The sequence below is a fragment of the Bradyrhizobium sp. LM2.9 genome (genome assembly GCF_054056555.1).
Genome location: NZ_JBSRYJ010000002.1, coordinates 6,676,674 through 6,694,845, shown reverse-complemented (window position 1 = coordinate 6,694,845; position 18,172 = coordinate 6,676,674). Strand labels below are relative to the sequence as shown.

Annotated in this window: 17 protein-coding genes and 3 pseudogenes; 5 read left to right on the top strand and 15 right to left on the bottom strand. The window is 64.0% G+C overall.

Annotation, left to right across the window (positions count from 1 at the left end):
* Nucleotides 1–52: 52 nt before the first annotated feature.
* Complete coding sequence (locus ACVWW3_RS34255) at nt 53–1,393, top strand: ATP-binding protein (RefSeq protein WP_456651743.1); 1,341 nt, start codon at nt 53–55, stop codon at nt 1,391–1,393.
* On the opposite strand, the gene ACVWW3_RS34250 is transcribed toward ACVWW3_RS34255, so the two are convergent.
* The 9 genes from ACVWW3_RS34250 to coxB all read right to left on the bottom strand — a co-directional run bounded on the left by ACVWW3_RS34250 (nt 1,390) and on the right by coxB (nt 8,472).
* Nucleotides 1,390–1,755, bottom strand: coding sequence for a nuclear transport factor 2 family protein (locus ACVWW3_RS34250; RefSeq protein WP_247352356.1), 366 nt, complete (start codon nt 1,753–1,755; stop codon nt 1,390–1,392). The genes ACVWW3_RS34255 and ACVWW3_RS34250 overlap by 4 nt on opposite strands.
* 114 nt (nt 1,756–1,869) lie before the next feature.
* Nucleotides 1,870–2,622, bottom strand: a complete 753-nt coding sequence (locus ACVWW3_RS34245; protein ID WP_456651744.1) for an SURF1 family protein — start codon at nt 2,620–2,622, stop codon at nt 1,870–1,872.
* Complete coding sequence (locus ACVWW3_RS34240; RefSeq protein WP_456651745.1) at nt 2,619–3,020, bottom strand: DUF983 domain-containing protein; 402 nt, start codon at nt 3,018–3,020, stop codon at nt 2,619–2,621. The genes ACVWW3_RS34245 and ACVWW3_RS34240 overlap by 4 nt, the downstream gene beginning before the upstream one ends.
* A gap of 96 nt (nt 3,021–3,116) precedes the next feature.
* On the bottom strand, nt 3,117–4,013 hold the full coding sequence (locus tag ACVWW3_RS34235) for a cytochrome c oxidase subunit 3 (protein WP_456651746.1): 897 nt from the start codon (nt 4,011–4,013) through the stop codon (nt 3,117–3,119).
* Nucleotides 4,014–4,091: 78 nt separating this feature from the next.
* A complete protein-coding gene (locus ACVWW3_RS34230; RefSeq protein WP_456672288.1) occupies nt 4,092–4,742 on the bottom strand; it encodes a cytochrome c oxidase assembly protein in 651 nt (216 codons plus the stop codon).
* A gap of 5 nt (nt 4,743–4,747) precedes the next feature.
* Nucleotides 4,748–4,924: a CoxF protein gene (locus ACVWW3_RS34225; protein ID WP_247352347.1), complete on the bottom strand. Its 177-nt coding sequence runs from the start codon at nt 4,922–4,924 to the stop codon at nt 4,748–4,750.
* A complete protein-coding gene (locus ACVWW3_RS34220) occupies nt 4,921–5,865 on the bottom strand; it encodes a heme o synthase (protein WP_354051308.1) in 945 nt (314 codons plus the stop codon). The genes ACVWW3_RS34225 and ACVWW3_RS34220 overlap by 4 nt, the downstream gene beginning before the upstream one ends.
* 61 nt (nt 5,866–5,926) lie before the next feature.
* The gene (gene ctaD / locus ACVWW3_RS34215) at nt 5,927–7,552 is read right to left on the bottom strand and encodes a cytochrome c oxidase subunit I (RefSeq protein WP_354051306.1); all 1,626 of its coding nucleotides are present in this window, start codon (nt 7,550–7,552) and stop codon (nt 5,927–5,929) included.
* An 80-nt stretch (nt 7,553–7,632) separates the two neighbouring features.
* On the bottom strand, nt 7,633–8,472 hold the full coding sequence (gene coxB / locus ACVWW3_RS34210; protein ID WP_247352342.1) for a cytochrome c oxidase subunit II: 840 nt from the start codon (nt 8,470–8,472) through the stop codon (nt 7,633–7,635).
* Nucleotides 8,473–8,921: 449 nt separating this feature from the next.
* On the opposite strand from coxB, the gene ACVWW3_RS34205 reads away from it, so the two are divergent.
* Nucleotides 8,922–9,467, top strand: a complete 546-nt coding sequence (locus ACVWW3_RS34205; RefSeq protein WP_456651747.1) for an invasion associated locus B family protein — start codon at nt 8,922–8,924, stop codon at nt 9,465–9,467.
* Nucleotides 9,468–9,486: 19 nt separating this feature from the next.
* Here ACVWW3_RS34205 and ACVWW3_RS34200 read toward each other — a convergent pair whose 3' ends face one another.
* The gene (locus tag ACVWW3_RS34200) at nt 9,487–9,819 is read right to left on the bottom strand and encodes a DUF5615 family PIN-like protein (RefSeq protein WP_456651748.1); all 333 of its coding nucleotides are present in this window, start codon (nt 9,817–9,819) and stop codon (nt 9,487–9,489) included.
* Nucleotides 9,816–10,040: a DUF433 domain-containing protein gene (locus ACVWW3_RS34195; RefSeq protein ID WP_007599426.1), complete on the bottom strand. Its 225-nt coding sequence runs from the start codon at nt 10,038–10,040 to the stop codon at nt 9,816–9,818. Before ACVWW3_RS34195 ends, ACVWW3_RS34200 begins: the two co-directional genes overlap by 4 nt.
* A 149-nt stretch (nt 10,041–10,189) precedes the next feature.
* Between ACVWW3_RS34195 and tldD the strand changes: the two are divergent.
* Nucleotides 10,190–11,619, top strand: a pseudogene (gene tldD / locus ACVWW3_RS34190) (metalloprotease TldD).
* Nucleotides 11,616–12,392, top strand: a complete 777-nt coding sequence (gene lepB / locus ACVWW3_RS34185) for a signal peptidase I (protein WP_247352333.1) — start codon at nt 11,616–11,618, stop codon at nt 12,390–12,392. The pseudogene tldD and the gene lepB overlap by 4 nt, the downstream one beginning before the upstream one ends.
* 81 nt (nt 12,393–12,473) lie before the next feature.
* Here the strand turns inward: lepB and ACVWW3_RS34180 are convergent.
* The 3 genes and pseudogenes from ACVWW3_RS34180 to ACVWW3_RS34170 form a co-directional block, all read right to left on the bottom strand.
* Nucleotides 12,474–13,047 (bottom strand): annotated as a pseudogene (locus tag ACVWW3_RS34180) (PAN domain-containing protein).
* A 122-nt stretch (nt 13,048–13,169) separates the two neighbouring features.
* Nucleotides 13,170–14,542: pseudogene (locus tag ACVWW3_RS34175) on the bottom strand (glutamate--cysteine ligase).
* Nucleotides 14,543–14,643: 101 nt separating this feature from the next.
* On the bottom strand, nt 14,644–15,141 hold the full coding sequence (locus ACVWW3_RS34170) for a MarR family winged helix-turn-helix transcriptional regulator (protein WP_247352328.1): 498 nt from the start codon (nt 15,139–15,141) through the stop codon (nt 14,644–14,646).
* A 127-nt stretch (nt 15,142–15,268) separates the two neighbouring features.
* On the opposite strand from ACVWW3_RS34170, the gene gstA reads away from it, so the two are divergent.
* On the top strand, nt 15,269–15,883 hold the full coding sequence (gstA, locus tag ACVWW3_RS34165; RefSeq protein ID WP_247352326.1) for a glutathione transferase GstA: 615 nt from the start codon (nt 15,269–15,271) through the stop codon (nt 15,881–15,883).
* A gap of 72 nt (nt 15,884–15,955) precedes the next feature.
* On the opposite strand, the gene ACVWW3_RS34160 is transcribed toward gstA, so the two are convergent.
* The gene (locus ACVWW3_RS34160; protein ID WP_456651749.1) at nt 15,956–18,169 is read right to left on the bottom strand and encodes an FAD-dependent oxidoreductase; all 2,214 of its coding nucleotides are present in this window, start codon (nt 18,167–18,169) and stop codon (nt 15,956–15,958) included.
* Between the last annotated feature and the right edge of the window lie 3 nt (nt 18,170–18,172).

Sequence of the window (18,172 nt, the reverse complement as noted above, 5' to 3'; positions counted from 1 at the left end):
CGGGAACAAATGGAAAGAGCAAATCCGGCCGATGCGCGTTAGAATTGACCTAATGTGGCAACGCCTCTCGTTCAGAACCCAACTGTTCCTGCCGCTCGGCACGAGCTTCCTCGCCGCGCTGATCATGGGCGGCGTGCTGCTTCAAACCTTCGCGGCCGGGCAACTGGCCGACGAGAACGAGCCAAGGCGGCGTTTGACCCAGACGGTTGCCGCCGCGCTCAACAACACCCTGCGCACCTCGAACACTCCGCGGCAGACCCTCGACGCCTTTGTCCATTCTCTGGACATCTCCTCTGATATCCAATTCCGTGCTGTGGACGCGGGTCCCGCATCTTCAGCGAAGGACGATCTGCGCAAGCCGCATGGCGTGCCGCAATGGTTTGTCGACCTGCTCACCATTCCGGATATGGACACGGCAACTCCGGTGATGATCGGCGGCCAGCGTGTCGGCGATCTCCTCTTCCTGCCGGACCTGTCGGCCGACCTGTTCGAGAAGTGGATCGGCTTTCTCGCGCTGACCACCCTCGTCGCCGTGCTGATGGTGCTCACCGGCACCATTGCCTATGTTTTCGCCGGATCGGCCCTGCGCCCGCTGCAATATCTCGGCGAAGGCCTCACGCGGATACGGCGCGGCGACTACGCGACGCCGATCCCGGTCGGAGGACCGCCGGAAATCCGGCAAAGCTGCGAGGAGGCCAATGCGCTGGCCGCAACGCTGGCCCAATTGAGCCAGGACAATCGCGACCTGCTGCACCGCCTGGTGTCGCTCCAGGACGACGAGCGGCGCGATCTCGCGCGCGAACTGCACGACGAACTCGGCCCGTTGCTGTTCAGCATTCGCGTCGGCACGATCGCATTGGTCGAGGCCTCGCCTACGGCGGGACATCTCGGCAATTCGGCGGAAGAGGTGTTGCAATCGGTCGAGGCACTCCAGCAGACCAACCGCCGCATCCTCGACCGATTGCGACCGCTCTACATCGAGGAATTGGGTCTGGAGACCAGCGTGCAGACGCTGCTCCGCAACTTTCGCAAGCAAGCCCCGTATGTCGGCCTGACGGACACGATTGATCCGGATCTCAACGGGATCGACGGGCCGCTGGCTCAGACCGTCTATCGCGTGATTCAGGAGGCGCTGACCAACGTGCTGCGCCATGCCGGCGCCAGCAATGCCCATGTGCAGGCGACCTTCGCCGGCGAGACGGTCGTCATCGAGATTTCCGACGACGGCGGCGGCTTTCCCGAAGGCGATTTGTTCGGCCGTGGCCTGACCGGCATGCATGAGCGCGTGCGCGCGCTCAGCGGATCGCTGTCACTGCTGCGCGCGGATGAACGAACCTATGTGCGCTGCCGCCTTCCCGCCGAACCGGCAGGCGAGGCACCGGTCACCGATTAGCACGCACAGCCAAGGTGCGTGTTCTGTCGCGCCGGCTCGCACAGCGTGGTGCGTATCTTGCCGTCCGGGCTGAAGCAAAACGAGGCGCGGATGCGCAGCGCGCCGGCGACGGAATATTCGAGATCGACGCCGTGGGGCGCGGGATGGATTTCCTCCAGCCCGAAACCTGCCGACGAGAAAGCGCTGAGCCGCGGCTGCCAATAGGCTTCGAGCTCGGTGCGGCCGCGATAGCGCTGCGTGCCGTTACATGTGCATTCGACCTGGCCGTCGTCCGCATAGAGGTCGAGCAGCGTCGCGAGATCGCCCTTCCTGCAGGCGTCCACCCAGTCGACGACAATTCCCATCTGGTCGAAATCGCTCACGCCGCAATCCTGTCTGCCGCGAAAAATCACTGGTGGCTTAGGACCACACTCGTGAATGTGCGCTGAATGGTAAACCCCGGGCGATACCGGGTTCCCTCGGGGTATCTGCGGAGCTCAGCTCTGTCGCCGCGCTTTAGCCCACACGGCGAAGGCGATCAGCACGGCGCCTGCGAGCGTGAACCAGGTGATGGCGTATTGCAGGTGATCGTCCTTGAGATGGATGTCGAGGGGCCCCGGCCGCGGAATGCCGTTCTCGGGTGCGGGCTGCTCGAGGTCGATATAGAATGGCGCAACCGCGCCCCAGCCCAGCGTGCTCGCGATCGCCACATGATCGCGCACGAACCAGAGCCGCTTGTCGCGGTTCTCCGCCGGGGTCAGCCAGCCAGGTGCCTCGGGAAAGCGAAGATAGCCGGTGAACGAGACCACCTGCCCCGTGATGAGCTTCTTGACCGCGCGATCCTCGACACTGCGATCCTGCATGGTGTTTTCGACGAAGCCCGCATCGATCACGACCGTTTCGCCGCTTGGCAGCCGCGCCGGCAGGAACGCCCAGGTACCGGGGCTTGCGGCATCCTTGCGCACGGCGGACCCGGGCGAATAGACCATCGCATCGGGCAACGGCGCATACGTCGCGGTAAAGCTGACACGGCGGAATTCATCGCGCGCGGGACTTAGCGCGGCCCATCGTGCTGGCGGCGGCAGCGCGACCGGTGCCTCCGCAAGACGCTCGGTGAGCGCTGTGATCAGCTCGTGCTTGGCGAGGCGGCGCTGCAATTGCCAGAGGCCGAGCGCGACGCAGACCGCGGCCAGGAAAAGCGTGAACAGCGCAAAGCCGGCCACGCGTGGCTTGCGCGCGGTCTCGTTCATTTCGCGCGGTCGACCAGCCGGCCCGGCGCCGCCTTGTGGTGGAATTGCAGCGCGATCAGCAGCGACTTCATCGCGCGCAACGGCAGCAGCGTGGTCGCGAGGATCAGCGGCAGCCACAGCACCGCGTGCAGCCAATACGGCGGCTGATACTTGACCTCGACGACGAGCGCGCAGCCGACCACGATCGCGCCGGCCAGCATGATGATGAAGATCGCAGGACCGTCGCCGGAATCGATGAAGGCGTAGTCGAGGCCGCAACGGTCGCAGGCGGGCGCAAGCGTCAGGAAGCCCGCATAGAGCTTGCCCTGGCCGCAGCGCGGGCATTTGCAGGCAAGCCCGCGCAGCGCGCTTTGCAGGACAGTGGCTTGTGGCTCGGACGTATCGGAGGCTTCGTTCATGATGAAGGAGTCTATCACAGTTCTGCCGAAACCTCCGGCGCGTCGAAAGCGAAAGGGCGGTCCTGCGGCCGCCCTTTCTGATCAATCCAAGGCTGCTCAGTGCGCGCCGTGGGCCATGGACTCGGCGCCGTGTCCCCACACATAGATGCAGAGGAACAGGAACAGCCAGACCACGTCGACGAAGTGCCAGTACCAGGCGGCAAACTCGAAGCCGAGATGCTGCGTCGGCGTGAAGTGGCCGGCATAGGCGCGGAACAGGCAGACCAGCAGGAAGATGGTGCCGATCAGCACGTGGAAACCGTGGAAGCCGGTCGCCATGAAGAAGGTCGCGCCGTAGACGTTGCCGGCGAACGAGAACGCCGCGTGGCCGTACTCATAGGCCTGCACGCAGGTGAAGAGCGCGCCGAGCACGACGGTGATGATCAGGCCGTATTTCAGGCCCTGGCGGTCGTTCTCGAGCAGCGCGTGATGGGCCCAGGTCACCGTGGTGCCGGAGGTGAGCAGGATCAGCGTGTTCAGGAGCGGCAGATGCCAGGGATCGAAGGTCTCGATGCCGTGCGGCGGCCAGGTGCCCGGCACAGTGCAAGCGCCGGCCGCGGTACCGAGACCGCAGCCGAATATCGCATCGCGCGTGGCGTGGACGGCGTCGGCCGGGAACAGCGCTGCGTTGAAATAGGCCCAGAACCAGGCGACGAAGAACATCACCTCGGAGGCGATGAACAGGATCATGCCGTAGCGGTGATGCAGCTGCACGACGCGGGTGTGGTCGCCCTTGTACTGGGCTTCCTTGATCACGTCGCCCCACCAGCTCGCCATGGTGTAGAGCACGCCGACGGTGCCGACGCCGAAGATGATCGGCGCCGCCGAGAACATGTGGTGCATCCAGGCGATCGCACCGACCGCCATGATGAAGGCCGAGATCGAGCCGACGACGGGCCACGGCGAGGGATCGACCAGATGGTAGTCGTGATGCTTGGTGTGCGCCGTTGCCATTTGCGGTCTCGCTCCTCAATCCCGTGCCTGTCCGGCACTTATCCCCTGTTTCCAACCCCCTGAGCGTGAGCCCGGCGATCAGAGATTTCCCTTGCGTTTGTCGCCCTCGCCAGAGGCGACCGGCTTCACTACCGGATCGCGCACCGGATAGAACGTGTAGGACAGCGTGATCGTGTTCAGCCCGTCGTTGTCGTGGTCGTCCGCGATCGACGGGTCGACGTAGAACACGACCGGCATCTCGCGCTTCTCGCCGGGCGCCATGGTCTGCTCGGTGAAGCAGAAGCAGTTGATCTTCTGGAAATAGGATCCGACCGTCAGCGGCGCGACATTGTAGGCGGCCTGGCCTGCGGTCGTCCGCGCGGCCTGGTTGGTCACCGTGTAAAAGACTGTCACGACCTGACCGATATTGACCTCGATCTCGCTCTGCTCCGGCTCGAACTTCCAGGGCAGGCCGGGCGCGACGTTGGAATCGAAGCGCACCGCGATCTTCCGTGCGATCGGACCGCTCGCCGGCGCCGAGGTCGCGACCTGGGTCGTGCCGTTGAAGCCGGTGGCACGGCAGAACCAATTGTAGAACGGCACCGCCGCGTAGGAGGCGCCGACCATCAGCGCGACCACGCCGCCGCAGATCGAGGCGACCAGCACGTCGCGGCCGACACCCCTGAAAGGCCGACGCCCTTTGGTGGCCGTCCGGCTCTGATCCCGCGATATGGTCGGCTTCTGATCCATGTTTCCTACATCGGCCGGATGAGCACGGCCGGTCCCTTGACCATGGTCACGGCGAAGAACAGCACCACGAGCACGCCGAGCGCGAGCGCGATCGCGATCGAGCGCTGTCGACGGCTCTTCTTCTGCGCCTCGGTGAGGACGATTCCATCGATTTCAGGTTTGTCGGCCATTCCTGCGATCATGCGCCCCCTACCATCGGAGCAAGCGCCCGGAACACGACCTCGGCCAGCAAAGTCGCGAACAGCGCGAACAGATAAAGGATGGAGAACGCAAACAGCTTTCGCGTCGCCCGCAACGATTGGCTGCGCTCGCGGCGGATATAGACGTTGATGGCGAACGCCAGCATGCCGGCGCCGAGGATCAGCGAGACGATGCCGTAAATGGCGTCAAAATAGCCGAGCGCCCACGGCGCAGCGGCGACCGCGATCAGCACGATGGTGTAGAGCAGGATCTGAAGCCGCGTCGCGTCGGGGCCGGCGACATTGGGCAGCATCGGGATGCCGGCACGCGCGTAATCGTCGGAGCGGAACAGCGCCAGCGCCCAGAAGTGCGGCGGCGTCCAGAAGAAGATGATGGCGAACAGCAGCAGCGGCTCGACGTCGACCGTGCCTGTGACCGCGGCCCAGGCCACCACCGGCGGCAGCGCGCCGGCGGCACCGCCGATCACGATGTTCTGCGCGGTCCGGCGCTTCAGGCCGATCGTGTAGATCACGACGTAGAAGAAGATGGTGAAGGCGAGCAGCGCGCCCGCGATCCAGTTGACCAGGATGCCGAGCGTCATCACCGAGAAGAAGGCGAGCGTCATGCCGAAGGTCATCGCCTCAGGACGGGTGATACGGCCGCGCGGAATCGGCCGGTTCGCCGTGCGCGACATCTTGGCGTCGATGTCGCCTTCCAGCGCCATGTTGAGCGCGCCGGAGGCGCCGGCACCGACGGCGATGCAGAGCAGCGAGGTGAAGGCCAGCACCGGGTGGAAATGCCCGGGTGCCAGCGCCATTCCGACCAGCGCGGTGAAGATCACCAGCGACATCACGCGCGGCTTCAAGAGCGCGATGTAGTCGCCAACCTCCGCTTCGGAGATGCGGGGATTGATGTCGACGGCGTTGTGGTCGAGGACGGACACTTAGTTTGACTCGCTTTGTTGTAGAGCCGCGGCGCCCGTCACGGGCGCCGCGGGAGATTGATTACTGCACGCGGGGCAGCACTTCGAACTGGTGGAACGGCGGCGGCGAGGGCAGCGTCCATTCCAGCGTGGTCGCACCGGCACCCCATGGATTGTCGCCAGCCGGCACCTTTTTCGCGAAGGCGTCGATCACGCAATAGAGGAAGATCAGCACACCGAAGCCGGAGATGTAGGAACCGAGCGACGAGACCAGATTCCAGCCCGCGAACGCGTCGGGATAGTCGACGTAGCGGCGCGGCATGCCCGACAGGCCGAGGAAGTGCTGCGGGAAGAACACCAGGTTGACGCCGATGAAGGTGACCCAGAAATGAGCCTTGGCCAGCGTCTCGTTGTACATGTAGCCCGACATCTTCGGGAACCAGTAGTACCAGCCGGCAAAGATCCCGAACACCGCGCCGAGCGACAGCACGTAGTGGAAATGCGCGACGACGTAGTAGGTCTCCTGCAGCACGCGATCGACGCCGGCATTCGCCAGCACGACGCCGGTGACGCCGCCGACGGTGAACAGGAAGATGAATCCCACCGCCCAGAGCATCGGGGCGCGGAACTCGATCGAGCCGCCCCACATCGTGGCGATCCACGAGAAGATCTTCACGCCGGTCGGAACCGCGATGACCATCGTGGCAGCGACGAAATAGGCCTGCGTCGCCGAGGACATGCCGACCGTGTACATGTGGTGCGCCCACACCACGAAGCCGATGCCGCCGATAGCGACCATGGCGTAGGCCATGCCGAGATAGCCGAACACGGGCTTGCGCGAGAAGGTCGAGACGATCTGGCTGACCATGCCGAATGCCGGCAGGATCAGGATGTACACTTCGGGGTGGCCGAAGAACCAGAACAGATGCTGGAACAGCACGGGGTCGCCGCCGCCTTCGGGGTTGAAGAATGTCGTCCCGAAATTGCGGTCGGTGAGCAGCATGGTGATGGCACCGGCGAGCACCGGCAGCGACAACAGCAGCAGGAACACCGTCACCAGGATCGACCACACGAACAGCGGCATCTTGTGCAGGGTCATGCCCGGCGCGCGCATGTTGAAGATGGTGGTAATGAAGTTAATGGCGCCGAGGATCGAGGAGGCACCGGCAAGATGGATCGACAGAATCGCGAAATCCACTGCCGGCCCCGGGTGGCCCGAGGTCGACAGCGGCGCATACATCGTCCAGCCCGCGCCGACGCCGTTGGCACCCGGCTCGCCCTCGACGAAGGTCGACATCAGCAGCAGCGCGAACGAGGCCGGCAGCAGCCAGAACGAGATGTTGTTCATGCGCGGGAACGCCATGTCGGGCGCGCCGATCATCAGCGGTACGAACCAGTTGCCGAAGCCGCCGATCATCGCGGGCATGACCATGAAGAAGATCATGATCAGGCCGTGAGAGGTCACGAACACATTGTAGGTGTGCGTCTCGTGGAAGATCTGCACGCCCGGATACATCAGCTCGGCACGGATCGCGATCGACATCGCGGCACCGATGATGCCGGCGATGACCGCGAAGATCAGGTACATCGTGCCGATGTCCTTGTGGTTGGTCGAATAGACGTAGCGCCGCCATCCAGTCGGATGGGCGTGCTCGTCATGTCCGTGGTCTTGCGCGTGATCGCCGTGTGCCGCTGCGCTCGTTGCCATTTTCAAATCCTGCCTTGCGTCCCGATCGGACCCTTTGGAGGTCCCGCCTTTATGTCGCTTTCAGTCCCCTCGCCCGGCGCTTACTGCGTCGGGCCGGCCGTGGAGGCGTAGGTGCTGGTGCCGCCGCTCGCAAATTTCTTCTTCGCCGTCTCAACCCAGGAGGCGAACTCCTGGTCCTCCACAACGCGAATCGCGATCGGCATGAAGGCGTGGTCCTTGCCGCACAGCTCCGAGCACTGGCCGTAGAACATGCCGGTCTTGGTGGCCTTGAACCAGGTCTCGTTCAGCCGTCCCGGAATGGCGTCGATCTTGACGCCGAAAGCCGGCATCGCGAAGGCGTGGATGACGTCGGCGCCGGTGACCTGGACACGAATCACCTTGTTGACCGGCACCACCATCTCGTTGTCGACACCGAGCAGCCGGGGCTGCTTGTCCTGGGCCAACAGCGAGTCGAACTCGAACTTGCCGTTATCAGGATAGGCGTAGGACCAGTACCACTGCTTGCCGGTCGCCTTGATGGTGATATCCGCCTTCGGCACGTCGAGCTCCAGGAACAGCAGGCGGAACGACGGCACCGAGATACCAACCAGAATCAGCACCGGAACGAGCGTCCACGCCACCTCGATCAGCGTGTTGTGCGTGGTCCGCGACGGCACCGGATTGGCCTTCGAGTTGAACTTGACGACCACGATCACGAGCAGCGCCAGAACGAACAGCGTGATCACAGTGATCAGCACGAACAGGAAATTGTGGAACCAGACAATATTGTCCATCACCGGGGAAGCGGACCGCTGAAGCGTCCACTCCCACGGCGCCGGTTGCCCGAGTTCGGCGAATGCCGCGCCGCTCGTCGCCAGCGTCAGACCCGCCACGGCCAATCCCAGCAAGTGCCGGCCCACCGGGCCCATCGACAACTTCATGCCGTTCGCGCTCCCCTAACGAAATCACCCCAAGTGCATTCCCCTAATTTTCGGGAAACGCATTATTCGATCCGCCCGTCTGACAAACCGCCGCGCAAGAATACCTCTAAGAGGAATTGGGGCCGGATCGCTAGAACGCCGAAATCAAGCCTCTCAAACCATAATTCTTGATCTATCGCAATGCAGTCTTAAGCCCGGTCTGTCAGCGATCACCCGCAAGATATTTCCTAGTAACATCAGACAAAAATACCGTTTCCCGGGATGCTGCGGCTTGACAGCGGAATTGCCCGCGTTAGGCACTGGCAGACAGCCGCACCGGAACCTGATTCGTGCGGGCGACGGCGGCCGTGGCGGCGTGGAATTTGCTTGCGAATCGCCTTCAAGACGCCGTCATTCCCGTATCAGTCCGCCAGGTGCGAGCGACCCAGGCGAGCAGAGGGACCGACCCGATGGGGTTTTCGAGATGCATGGCAAGGCCGGCGAGAAGACAGGCTCGCGGCCTCACGAAGCTGGCTGCCCTGCTGGCTGCTGTCGTCGTCCTGGCGTTCCCGGGCCTCGCCCATGCGCAGGGCGCGGTGCGCTCCGTCCATGGCGACTGGCAGATTCGCTGCGACACCCCGCCGGGCGCCCAATCCGAGCAATGCGCCCTGATCCAGAGCGTGGTGGCCGAAGACCGCTCCAATGCCGGCCTGACCGTGATCGTGCTCAAGACCGCCGACCAGAAAAGCCGCCTGATGCGGGTCGTCGCCCCCCTCGGCGTTCTCCTGCCCTCCGGCCTCGGCCTCAAGCTCGACAACCAGGACGTCGGCCGTGCCGGCTTTGTCCGCTGCCTGCCCAATGGCTGCGTCGCCGAGGTCGTGATGGACGACAAGCTGCTCGGCCAGCTCCGCACCGCCAAGACCGCGACCTTCATCATCTTCGAGACCCCGGAAGAAGGCATTGGCTTCCCGCTCAGCCTGAACGGACTCGGCGAGGGCTACGACAAGCTGCCATAGGCGGCTGAGCCGGCCTCGTCTAGTAAATCTCAAGGCAGGCTGTGCCGTTGTCGCTCTCGAAGGATTCGATCGTCTGCGCATGTCGGCGAAGCAGAGCCGCGATTGCCGCCGTGGTTTGATTGCCGGTCCGCAGCCAGATCACCTTCGGCGGAGACCCCAACAAGCTTGCCATGTCGGCAAAATCGACGTCCTGGGTCACAATCGCGAAGCCATTTGCCTTCGCAAACTCCCAAAGCGCGCGGTCCGCAGCTTCCGATAGTCCGTGAGACCGGACGTGACTGGAATCTGGAAAAAGGTCGGCGATCATCTGGCAAAGAATGAAGCTGAGGTTCTGATCGAACAGCAGCCTCATATCGGTGCGGTCACCAATCGCCTCTCGCGGTCGGCGGCATAGGCCAGGCAGGCGCGGATATCGTCCTCGGTCAATTCGGGGAAGTCGTCGAGGATTTGAGCGTGGGTCTGACCAGCAGCCAGCCAGCCGAGCACATCTGCCACAGCGATCCGCATGTGGCGGATGCAGGGTCGCCCCCCACGCTTGCCAGGCTCAATCGAGATGATGTCTCGGTAATTCATGAAAGCAACATAGCATCGATCTGTATCAGCGTCAGGGCCCCTTGCTTCCAGCCCAATCCTATCGTTTCCGTAATGTGACGGCCAAGCCCCTCGCGGAACCGCCGGGAAACCATTATCTTGCCTCACATCCCCCGATAATGGACGGACGCATGACAAATCCTGCCACAACCTCCCTGCTCGACCGCGCCAATCTCGACCGCGACCAGGTTCGCAACGAGCTCGCGCGCGGGCTTGCCGGTGCCGACGACGGCGAATTGTTCCTGGAATATAGCCAGACCGAAGCGCTGATGTTCGACAACGGGCGGCTGAAGCAGGCGACCTACGACACTTCGCAGGGCTTTGGGCTGCGCGCCGTCAAGGACGACGCGGTCGGCTATGCGCATTCCTCCGACGTTTCGCTGGCCGGCGCTGATTCGCGCTGCGGACGCGGTCGCGGCCGTGCGCGGCGGTTATTCCGGGAGCTTCGCGGCGCCTCCAGCGCATACCAACGTGCGGCTTTATAGTGACGACAATCCGCTCGATGCCCCCGGCTTCGAGACCAAGGTAAAACTGCTTGCCGAGATCGACGCCTATCTGCGCGACAAGGATCCGCGGGTACGGCAGGTCAGCGTCAGCCTGGGCGCGACCTGGCAGGTGGTCGAGATCCTGCGGCCCGACGGCGAAAGCTATCGTGACATCCGCCCGCTGGTGCGCGTCAACGTCTCCGTCGTCGCCGGCCAGGGCGACCGCCAGGAGAGCGGCAGCAAGGGTTATGGCGGCCGCGCCGGCTACGCCGAATTCATCGAGAGCAAGAACTGGCGTGACGCCGCCGACGGCGCGCTGCGCGAGGCCCTCGTCAATCTGGAATCGATTCCCGCCCCCGCCGGCGAGATGGACGTCGTGCTCGGAGCCGGCTGGCCCGGCCGTGATGCTGCATGAAGCAGTCGGCCATGGCCTCGAGGGCGACTTCAACCGCAAGAAGACGTCTGCGTTTGCAGGCCTGATGGGCCAGCAGGTCGCGGCCAAGGGCGTCACCGTGGTCGACGACGGCACCATTGCCTCGCGCCGCGGCTCGCTGTCGATCGACGACGAGGGCACGCCGACCAACCGCACCGTGCTGATCGAGGACGGCGTGCTGGTCGGCTACATGCAGGACCGCCAGAACGCGCGCCTGATGAACATGAAGCCGACCGGCAACGGCCGTCGCCAGGGCTATGCCCATGTGCCGATGCCGCGCATGACCAACACCTACATGCTCGCGGGCGACCGCGATCCGGCCGAGATTCTCGCCTCGGTGAAGAACGGCGTCTTCGCCGCGAATTTCGGCGGCGGTCAGGTCGACATCACCTCGGGCAAATACGTGTTTCAGTGCACCGAGGCCTACAAGATCGAAAACGGCAAGATCGGTGCGCCGTTGAAGGGCGCCATGTTGATCGGCAACGGGCCGACCGACCTGCATCGCATTCGCATGATCGGCAACGATCTCGCGCTCGATACCGGCATCGGCACCTGTGGCAAGAACGGCCAGGGCGTGCCGGTCGGCGTCGGCCAGCCGTCGCTTCTGATGGAACGCATTACGGTGGGTGGAACGGGCGGATGAGTGTCGAGAAGGTAACTGTCACCACGAAGCGGAAGAGCAGCGGCTGGGCCGGCCAGCTCGTGCAGCTCGCCGGCATCGTCGCCGCGGTGTTCATCGCCAAGGGCGCGCTGGCCGAGCCGTTCTACGTGCCGTCGGGCTCGATGGAGCCGACATTGTTGATCGGCGACGCCTTGATCGCCTCGAAATTCCCCTACGGCTACGGCACCTCGTCGCTGCCGATCCAGATCAACCTGCCCGAGAGCGGCCGCGTCTTCGCGGAAACGCCGAAGCAGGGCGACGTCGTCGTGTTCCGCTGGCCCGGCGACCGCTCGCAGGCCTGGGTCAAGCGCGTCGTGGGTCTGCCCGGCGACCGCATCCAGTTGCGGCAGGGCCAGCTCTTCGTCAATGACCGTCCCGCCGAGCTGAAGCCGGACGGCGTCGGCGCCGCCGAGGACGACAATGGCGGCAGCGAGCCCGCCTATCGCTATGTCGAGACGCTGCCGAACGGCGTCTCGCATCTGATCTTCAAGATGCGCGACAACGGACCTCTCGACAACACGCAGGAAGTGACGGTGCCGGCAGGCCATCTCTTCGTGCTCGGCGACAACCGCGACAATTCCGCCGACAGCCGCGTGCCCTTGCGCTCCGGCGGCGTCGGCCTGTTGCCGATCGACAATCTGGTCGGCCGTGCCGATGCCGTGCTCGGATCCTGGGATCTCGGCATCCGCGGTCAGCCGGTGTGGACCTGGCTGTCCGGATTTCGCATGGCGCGGTTTTTCACCGCCGTGCATTGAAGGCCGGAATGTCTCGCCCTCTCCCGCGCGCGGGAGAGATTGCTTAGCTACGCCCGCAATAACGGCGGTGAGAGCTGCACGCTAGCGCACCACGCCCGACGTAAACCCCGCCTTCCGGCGCGGCGGCTTGATTTCCTTTTTCAGGAAGCAGCGCGCCTCGCGTCCGGTGTAGCCGGGGCGTGCATAGGTGAAGGCGCGGCATTTGTTGTCGGCGGTGCAGGCGGCCTTGCAGGCCTCTCCGCCTTCGCCGGCCTTGATCTCGAAATTGCGCAAATCGCCGCCGGGACGGTCGATCGAGGTCTCCACGCCTGCGACGCGCGGCTCGATCACGCCGGCGCCACGCACACCGGAGATGCAGCAGCTTTCCGGCACGCGCGCCGGCACCGCGTTCTTGAGCCAGCACACCGCCGAGCCGCCTTCGACGTCGGGATAGCTGAAGCTCCAGGAGCGGCAGCGGCGGTCGCGCTCGCATAGCAGCGCGCAATCCTCGGGATCACCTGACGTGACCGGCGTGCTGAAATAGTCTCCGCCGGGCCGATCGAACGCCGTCCTGGGCGCGCACAGGCCAGCTCGCAAACACGAGCGAAAGCAGCGCGGCACATGCCACGACGCTTGCCAGGACGCTCGCCATGACGGCCAGGCGGCCCTTCCCCATCGAAACAGCTTTCGGGTTATTGACGACGCTCAGGTTTTTCAGGCGGTCATTTGATCGCCGCAAACCTGTATGGGCGATGAACGGCTCGGGTCCTGATCGTTGGCCCTGCTGTGCCCACGGGTCTAGAACGCGTATTCCGCGTAGGCTGGTTCCACCGAGCCGTTCCAGGGACCGTTGAACTTCTCGAGCATCTCCTCGGCCGGCGTGCGGCCGGAATCGATGATGCGATCGAGCGGCTCCAGATGCCGGGTCTCGTCGCGGCCGAGCTGATCGATCCGGCCGCGCCGGCGCAGGCCGGCATGTGCCAGAACGAGGCATTCCTTGGCGATCTCGAACAGATAGCGGTCCTTGATCCGCGACTTGAAGCCGAAGCGCGGCACGTCGTCGCGCAGGCCCCCTGACGCTCATGCGCGGTCCAGTGCTTCACAAGGTCCCAGGCGGCATCGAGCGACACGTCGTCGTAGAGCAGCCCCGCCCAGAACGCCGATAACGCCGGCAGACGGCCCCATGGGCCACCGTCGGAGCCGCGCATCTCGAGATAGCGCTTGAGACGCACCTCCGGGAAGATCGTCGAAAGATGGTTGGCCCAGTCCGACAAGGTCGGACGTTCCCCGGGCAAATTGTTGTTGCGGCCATCGAAGAAGGCGCGGAACGAAGAGCCGGAGACGTCGATGTAATCCTCGTCGCGCTTGACGAAGTACATGGGTACGTCGAGCGCGTAGTCGACATAGCGCTCGAAGCCCATGCCGTCCTCGAACGCCCACGGCATCATGCCCGAACGCGCATTGTCGGTGTCGCGCCAGATCTCGGACCGGAAGGAGAGGAAGCCGTTCGGCTTGCCCTCGGTAAACGGCGAATTGGCGAACAAGGCGGTTGCGACCGGCTGTAGCGCGAGCGAAACACGCAGCTTCTTGACCATGTCGGCTTCGGAGGAAAAGTCGAGATTGGTCTGCACCGTGCAGGTCCGGTACATCATGTCGAGGCCGTATTGGCCGACCTTCGGCATGTAATTGGTCATGATCTTGTAGCGGCCCTTGGGCATCACCGGGATGTCGGCGCGCGACCAGGACGGCGTCATGCCGAGCCCGAGGAAGCCGATGCCGAGCGGCGTTGCGATCTCGCGCACCTGCGCCAGATGCGCCATCAGCTCGCTCTGGGTCTGGTGCACGTTCTCGACCGGCGCACCGGAGAGCTCGAATTGTCCGCCGGGCTCGAGCGAGATCGCGCCGCCGCCGGTGACGTCGTAGAGGCCGATGATGTTGCCCTTCTCCATGATCGGCTCCCAGCCGAGCAGGAGCTTCATGCCTTCGAGCAGCGCACCGATACCGCGCGCGCCTTCGTAGGGCACCGGGCAGTGGCCTTCGAGCGTAAACGGCGTCTTCTCGTGCTCGGTGCCCATGCGGAATTCGGACGGGTCCTTGCAGCCTTCCTCGAACCACGTGACGAGCTCGTCACGTGATTGCAGCGGCGTCATATCGATCTGGTCTCGCGCCATATCAAACTCTAATTAAAAGGGCGCTTCGACAGAAGGCGCGCGGGTGACGGGGACGGTCCGCGCACCCATCGGGTGCACGGACGAGCTGGTGTGCCGCGCGCTCATCGCGACGGCGTGGTTTCGTTGGCGTGGACGACCGGCGGCAGTTTCATCTCGCCGCACGAGCAGCCCAGGCGGTCGAGCAGACCGCTGAGCTTGACGGCATCCGCGTCGGACAGTTTCGAACCGACATATTTCTCGATTGCGGCCGAATAGGCGCCCCACATCCGCTTCTGCAATTCGCGGCCGGCTTCGCTGATCTCCACGAACTGGCCGCGCTTGTCGATCTTGCATTCACGCCGCGAGGCGAGGCCTTCGTCGACCAGACGGTCAATCAGCCGCGATGTCGAATATTGCGGGATCAGCATCTGCCGTTCGAGTTCGACCGGGCGCAGCTCACCCGAAGGCGCCCGCGACAATTCGAGCAGGGCGTCGTACCATGCCAGCGGCGGGAACCCCGCCTTCTTCAGGTCCTGCTCGACGCAATCGAGCACGCGGCTCTGCACCCGCATCAGGCGGATCCAGGCGGAAGTCGCCTCGGTCGATGGTTTGCGTTTCATGGTCCCGCTCAAGCTCGTCGCCCGTCTCTTACCCTACTCGATGCACCTGCATCAATCTTGACTATTTCAAGCAGATGCATGTAGTCGTTCTTTCGCCTGAACCAAGCAACAAGAGGAGGAAATTCCAATGAAATTGTACTATTCGCCCGGTGCCTGCTCGCTATCCCCCCACATCGCGCTCCTGGAAGCCGGCCTGCCCTATGAGCTGGTCAAGGTCGACATCCGGGCGAAGAAGCTCGAAAATGGTGAGGATTATCTGAAGCTGAACCCCAAGGGCCAGGTCCCTGCGCTGGGTCTCGATAGCGGAGAGATCGTGACCGAAGGCCCGGTGATTGTCCAGATCATCGCCGATCAGGCCTCAGCCAAGGCGCTGGCGCCGGCCCACGGCAGCTCAGAGCGCTACAAGCTGCTCGAATGGCTGAACTTCCTCACCTCGGAGGTCCACAAGAGCTTCGGTCCGATGTTCGCGCCGGCGCTGAACGACGAGGCCAAGGCGTTCTTCAGGGATCGCGTCATGGGCAAGCTGAAATACATCGACAGCCAGCTCGCCGGCCGCGATTACCTCATGGGCAAGCAGTTCACGGTGGCTGACGGCTATCTCTTCACGATGCTGACCTGGGGCGACCGGATGAAGTTCGACCTCTCGGCGATGCCGAACCTGGTCGCGTACAAGACCCGCGTCGCGGCGCGGCCGCAGGTGCAGGAAGCGATGAAGAAGGAAGGGCTGATTCAGGCCGCCTGAGACGCAAATGCGAAAGGCCGGATCGAGAATCCGGCCTTTCGTATTTTTCATCCCGGCTACGGGTTCAGAGAATTACGCCGCCGTTTTCTTGGGGGCGAAGCGGCCGTAAAAGGTTTCTCCCTTCGCGGCCATCTCCTCAAGGAGTTTCGGCGGGGTGAAGCGCGAACCGTATTTCGCCTCCAGCTTGTGGCAAAGCTCGACGAAGGTCTTTGGGCCCATGAAGTCGATGTAGGACAGGGTGCCACCGGTGAACGGCGCGAAGCCGAAGCCGAGGATCGAGCCGACATCGGCCTCGCGTGGATCGGTGATGACGTGATCCTCGACCGTGCGGGCGGCTTCCACCGCCTGCACCACCAGGAAGCGCTGCTTCAACTCCTCGATGTCGAGCGTATCGGGATCGAGCTGCTTCGGTTGCAGCGCGGACAAGCCCGGCCACAGGCTCTTCTGGCCCTTGCCCTTCTCGGGGTAGTCGTAAAACCCCTTGCTGTTCTTGCGGCCGAGACGGCCCTGCTTCTCGACGATCTCCACCATCAGCTTCTTCTGATCGGGATTGATGGCGTTGGGACCGAGATCGGCTTCCGTCGCCTTCATGATCTTGAGGCCGAGGTCGAGCGCGACTTCGTCGGAGAGCGAGAGCGGGCCAACCGGCATGCCGGCCATCTTGGCGCAGTTCTCGATCATCGCGGGGGGCACGCCCTCGAGGAACATCTCGTTGCCCTCGGCCACGTAGCGCCCGACGCAGCGATTGGCGAAGAAGCCGCGGCTGTCGTTGACGACGATCGGCGTCTTGCCGATCTGCCGGACATAGTCGAGCGCAGTCGCGATCGCGAGATCGCCGGTGTTCTTGCCCTGGATGATCTCGACCAGCATCATCTTCTCGACCGGCGAGAAGAAGTGGATGCCGACGAACCTGCCCTGGTCCTTGAAGCTCTCGGCCAGCGAGGTGATCGGAAGCGTCGAAGTATTGGACGCGAAGATCACGTCCGGCTTCATATGCTCCTGCGCCTTGGCAAAGGTATCAGCCTTGACCTTGCGGTCTTCGAACACGGCCTCGATGACGAGGTCGACGTCCTTCAACGCGGCATAGTCCGCCGTCGGCGTGATGCGGGCGAGCAGCGCTTCTGCATCAGAAGGCTTGGCGCGTCCCTTCTTGATCTGCTCCTCGATCACCTTTTGCGCATGCGCCTTGCCCTTGTCGGCGCTCTCCTGGTCGCGATCGATCAGAACGACATCGAGGCCGGCACGGGCCGAGACATAGCCGACGCTCGCGCCCATGAACCCGGCGCCGATCACGGCGATCTTCTTCACCTTGGTCGGCGGCACATCCTTCGGACGGCGCGCGCCCTTGTTCAATTCCTGCATCGACAGGAACAGGCTGCGGATCATCGCGGCCGCTTCCTTCGAGCGCAGCACCGAGGTGAAGTAGCGTGACTCCACCCGCAGCGCGGCGTCGATCGGCAGCTGCAGGCCTTCATAGACGCAGCTCATGATCGCGCGCGCGGCCGGATAATTGTCGTAGGTCTCGCGGCGATAGATCGCGTTGCCGGCCGGGAACATCATCATGCCGGCCTTGGAGAACACGGGACCGGCGGGGAGCTTGAAACCCTTCTCGTCCCAGGGCGCAACAGCCTTGCCGCCGCCCTTGATCCAGTCCTTTGCCGCCTTGACGAGATCGGCGGCGGGAACGATGGCATGGATCAGATTGAGGGCCTTGGCCTTCTCAACCGTGACAGGATCGCCCTTGAGCAGGATCGTCATCGCGTCCTGCGGCGGCACCAGGCGCGGCACGCGCTGCGTGCCGCCGGCGCCGGGGAACAGGCCGACCTTGACCTCGGGCAGGCCGAGGCGCGTCTTGGGATTCTCCGCGGCCACGCGATAGTGGCAGCACAGCGTGATCTCGAAGCCGCCGCCGAGCGCGAGGCCGTTGATCGCCGCCGCCCACGGTTTGCCGGAGGTCTCGATGGAGCGCAGCACCAGCGAAAAGCGCCGGCTCTGGTCGAACAGCATCTGGTTCGCGGCGGTCTCGCCCTGCTCCTTGAACAGTTTTGCGTAGGCCTGGTTCATGCCTTCGAGCATGGACAGGTCCGCACCGGCACAGAACGCCTCTTTCGCAGAGGTGATGACGACGCCCTTCACCGCGGCGTCAGCCGTGGTTTCCTTGACGATCGCGTCCAGCTCGCTGGTCGAGGTCTCGTCGAGCACGTTCATCGAACGGCCGGGGATATCCCAGGTGACGAGCGCGATGCCGTCGGAATCGGTCTCAACCTTGAAATTCTTGTAAGCCATGTT

Bases quoted from the DNA above. Each gene is read 5' to 3' on its own strand.
- ACVWW3_RS34255 (WP_456651743.1), top strand. From the start codon at position 53: ATGTGGCAACGCCTCTCGTTCAGAACCCAACTGTTCCTGCCGCTCGGC.
- ACVWW3_RS34245 (WP_456651744.1), bottom strand. From the start codon at position 2,622: ATGAACGAGACCGCGCGCAAGCCACGCGTGGCCGGCTTTGCGCTGTTC.
- ACVWW3_RS34240 (WP_456651745.1), bottom strand. From the start codon at position 3,020: ATGAACGAAGCCTCCGATACGTCCGAGCCACAAGCCACTGTCCTGCAA.
- ACVWW3_RS34235 (WP_456651746.1), bottom strand. From the start codon at position 4,013: ATGGCAACGGCGCACACCAAGCATCACGACTACCATCTGGTCGATCCC.
- ACVWW3_RS34230 (WP_456672288.1), bottom strand. From the start codon at position 4,742: ATGGATCAGAAGCCGACCATATCGCGGGATCAGAGCCGGACGGCCACC.
- ACVWW3_RS34225 (WP_247352347.1), bottom strand. From the start codon at position 4,924: ATGATCGCAGGAATGGCCGACAAACCTGAAATCGATGGAATCGTCCTC.
- ctaD (WP_354051306.1), bottom strand. From the start codon at position 7,552: ATGGCAACGAGCGCAGCGGCACACGGCGATCACGCGCAAGACCACGGA.
- coxB (WP_247352342.1), bottom strand. From the start codon at position 8,472: ATGAAGTTGTCGATGGGCCCGGTGGGCCGGCACTTGCTGGGATTGGCC.
- ACVWW3_RS34205 (WP_456651747.1), top strand. From the start codon at position 8,922: ATGGGGTTTTCGAGATGCATGGCAAGGCCGGCGAGAAGACAGGCTCGC.
- ACVWW3_RS34200 (WP_456651748.1), bottom strand. From the start codon at position 9,819: ATGAGGCTGCTGTTCGATCAGAACCTCAGCTTCATTCTTTGCCAGATG.
- ACVWW3_RS34195 (WP_007599426.1), bottom strand. From the start codon at position 10,040: ATGAATTACCGAGACATCATCTCGATTGAGCCTGGCAAGCGTGGGGGG.
- lepB (WP_247352333.1), top strand. From the start codon at position 11,616: ATGAGTGTCGAGAAGGTAACTGTCACCACGAAGCGGAAGAGCAGCGGC.
- ACVWW3_RS34170 (WP_247352328.1), bottom strand. From the start codon at position 15,141: ATGAAACGCAAACCATCGACCGAGGCGACTTCCGCCTGGATCCGCCTG.
- gstA (WP_247352326.1), top strand. From the start codon at position 15,269: ATGAAATTGTACTATTCGCCCGGTGCCTGCTCGCTATCCCCCCACATC.
- ACVWW3_RS34160 (WP_456651749.1), bottom strand. From the start codon at position 18,169: ATGGCTTACAAGAATTTCAAGGTTGAGACCGATTCCGACGGCATCGCG.